Here is a 1,842-nt window from a genome sequence, read left to right on the forward strand (position 1 = left end):
AACGGTTGTAGCTGTTTCTAGCCTGCAGCTCCACCGCCTCCGCCCGGCGAAGGGCGCTTTCGGCCTGCTTGATTTTCAGCGGCAAATCCTCATTGATCAGCTCCACCACCACATCGCCTGCATGCACATACTTATTCTTATGGGTAAATTTTCTGGTAATGACACCATCTGCCTTGGCAATAACATCCACAGACTGGCGGGAAGACATGCTTGCTTCCGGAAACTCATACTGGGCGTTGATATTCCTCATTTTTACCGTAGTGGCATTGACTATAACAGAGCGGTTATTCATCCTTTCTAATATCACGCTCTCACCTTTATAATTGATAAAAATACCATAGCCAATAATAGTCAATGACATAATAATCACCATTGTCATGGCTATATAAAAATACCTCTTCAAACACACCGCCCCCCGGAAAATATATTCCATATCAATAAATAATTACAATTACATTGTTATATTCTACAAAAAATGAAAAATTCCTGCAAAAAACGACGTCGTTATCAGGTAAAGCAAATAACAGCGTCGTTTTCATTGTATAGGAAATCCCATCGCCCCTTGAAAACTGTATACCTTAAAAGATAAAATCCCCCATAAATAAATACACCGCAAAAAAACAGTGCCGATGTCTGCACGCACAGAAACCAGCACTGTTTACATCTAATTCAAGCTGTTCAGCTTTTTTCTATCAGTGTCTTGATGGACAACCCGGCACCGGCTATTGCACCTGTTACAGCACTAGCCGTTCCCACGGATACCGCTGCCACAGCCGCCGTTGTCGTGCCACCTACTGCAGCAGCAGCTGCTGCACCGGCCGCACCGGCTGCCGCGCCAATCACTCCCGCCGCTGCGCCGGCAGTAACGGCACTAAGTGCTACTACGCCAACAACAACTACAGCCGCAAGGGCAACCTTCTTAAACTTATTCCAAAATCCCTTAAAGCTTCCCCCTACAATCATTTCCATATCTTCATCTGACAATTTTGTTTTCTTGTCATAGTACCCCATAGCCTCATCAAACAGCTTCTTGAATTCATCCAGCTTAATGGTTATGTACCTTTTTGCCGCCTCATACATCTCCTCAACAGTTTCTGCAGCTTCCATAATCCTGCTGGTAACAGGATCTGCTTCCATCTTCTGCAGCATTTCCTGTACCTGTGCCCCATTCTGCTCAATTGCCATTGCCATCTCCATGATAAACCGCTCCCTTCAACTCACACAGCTGCCCACTTGCTACTAAAGCTGACTGCTCTGAAATCAACATCCTATCCATCGCACTCCGTGCAACATACCCTCTTATAAGATATCTTTACCTCTCATTTAATGAAAGCCTTGACTTTTTTCGTAATCCAGACAATAAAATCATCCACTCCTGCCACCCCGCCACTGGCTCCTTCCAAATCATCATCCGTCAGTAATTTCTTTACCTCATCGTCGCCATTTAAGCCGGAAGCCAGTGACAGCAGCTCATCCTTCTCGACGCTCAGGCCATTCTCTGCCAGAACCGCTATGATTTTCTCCATACTGTCACAATTCAAAAGCTGATTTCTAAATTTCTCATCAGTCTCAAGCTTGCCATTCAGCTGCTCCAGCTTTCCCTTCAAAACATCATCCAACATGATTAAAACCTCCTTCTCCACCAGCCGTTTATTAACATATTCATATCTGACCTTTTGTTAATTGTACGCAAACACGTCCAATTAATTACGTATATGCTACATAAATATATCTATTTTTTATTGTAACATGGAAATTCGACACATGGTTACAAAATCCTGCATAAAATAAATAATTTTCCTTATTTTCCCTTTTCTGTCAATGGCATGATAATATATAATA

At 43.1% G+C, this 1,842-nt stretch carries 3 protein-coding genes; all 3 read right to left on the minus strand.

The window, feature by feature from the left end; translation table 11 throughout:
- On the minus strand, positions 1-403 hold a 403-nt coding region (locus ACI3UA_RS07615; RefSeq protein ID WP_439724214.1), incomplete at its 3' end, for a hypothetical protein.
- 275 nt (positions 404-678) lie between these two features.
- Positions 679-1,197 (minus strand): hypothetical protein, encoded by a 519-nt coding sequence (locus tag ACI3UA_RS07620; RefSeq protein WP_439724215.1) that lies wholly within the window; start codon positions 1,195-1,197, stop codon positions 679-681.
- Between the two features lie 122 nt (positions 1,198-1,319).
- A complete protein-coding gene (locus tag ACI3UA_RS07625; protein ID WP_439724216.1) occupies positions 1,320-1,622 on the minus strand; it encodes a Nif11-like leader peptide family natural product precursor in 303 nt (100 codons plus the stop codon).
- Positions 1,623-1,842: the final 220 nt, after the last annotated feature.

The sequence above is a fragment of the Anaerovibrio sp. genome (genome assembly GCF_051866355.1).
Classification (GTDB): domain Bacteria; phylum Bacillota; class Negativicutes; order Selenomonadales; family Selenomonadaceae; genus Anaerovibrio.

Bases quoted from the DNA above. Each gene is read 5' to 3' on its own strand.
- ACI3UA_RS07625 (WP_439724216.1), bottom strand. From the start codon at position 1,622: ATGTTGGATGATGTTTTGAAGGGAAAGCTGGAGCAGCTGAATGGCAAG.
- ACI3UA_RS07620 (WP_439724215.1), bottom strand. From the start codon at position 1,197: ATGGAGATGGCAATGGCAATTGAGCAGAATGGGGCACAGGTACAGGAA.